The sequence below is a fragment of the Mycobacterium sp. E787 genome (assembly GCF_001668725.1).
Classification (GTDB): Bacteria; Actinomycetota; Actinomycetes; order Mycobacteriales; family Mycobacteriaceae; genus Mycobacterium.
Window position 1 is genome coordinate 1 of the sequence record NZ_LZKL01000126.1, and the last position, 1,038, is coordinate 1,038.

Annotated in this window: 2 pseudogenes; one reads left to right on the plus strand and one right to left on the minus strand. The window is 69.7% G+C overall.

What is annotated here, in order from left to right:
* Positions 1–699: pseudogene (locus tag A5705_RS24905) on the plus strand (hypothetical protein); the annotation flags it as partial.
* A gap of 39 nt (positions 700–738) precedes the next feature.
* Here the strand turns inward: A5705_RS24905 and A5705_RS28290 are convergent.
* Positions 739–1,038: pseudogene (locus A5705_RS28290) on the minus strand (PE-PGRS family protein); the annotation flags it as partial.

Consider the following 1,038-nt stretch of genomic DNA (forward strand, 5'->3'; position numbering starts at 1 on the left):
TGCGCCCCGAACCGGCCCGCCGGCCCCCGTTGGTTGGACGCGTCGCCGAAACGCACGGTCGTGGCCGTCGGTCTGGCGGTGGCATTCGTCGCCAGCAGCCTGTACTCGACGGCGACGTTCCTGACCAGTTGGCGGGGCAACCCGGCGCAGCCCTACCTGCGCAACGCGCGCGCGAGTTTGGCTGCCGCGCATGCCGTTTCGGATGCACCGTTGCTGGATCAGGAGGTGGATCCGCTGGTGCTGCAGCGGGTGGCCGCGCCGCAGAACCTGGCCAGCCATATGTTCGCCCTGCTGCGCGCGAGGCCCGAATTCGATTCGTCAACAACACAATTGCGAATGATTGACAGCTCCGGGCGGCTGATCGCGGCCCGGGTGACCTGGATACGAACCATCGTGCCGGGGCCGACGCCGCAGTGCGGCTATTTCGCCCAGCCGGACAAGCCGGCGCGGCTGGTCCTCGACGGGCCGCTACTGCCCGCCGACTGGACCGTCGAACTCAATTACCTTGCGAACAGCGACGGTTCGATGACGCTGGCGTTGTCCGAGGGACCCGGGGTCAAAGTTCCGGTGCATCCGGGGCTCAACCGGGTTTATGTCCGGCTGCCCGGCGCGGGCAACGCGATCACCGTCCGGGCCAACACCACCGCGCTGGCGTTGTGTCTGGCCTCCGGGCCGGTAGGTTTCGTCGCGCCGGCGTGAGTGACTGCCCATCGGCTCCACCACCGTCGACGCCGCGGCCTATGTCAACCCGTTATTCCCGGGTGCGCCGAGGAGGAGCAGTGAGCCGGTGCCGCCGGTGCCGGGTTTACCCAGCGTCCCACCGGGGCCCGCGTTGCCGCCGCTACCACCGTTGCCGATGATCAGCCCGCCATTACCGCCATTACCGCCGTTACCACCGATTCCCGTAGTGGCGGGTCCGCCCGCGCCGCCACCCCCGCCGTTGCCGACGATCAGCCCGGCCATGCCGCCATGACCGCCGCTACCGGCGTTACCGCTGACGGTACTTCCGCCGGCTCCGCCGTCACCGCCGCCGCCGAC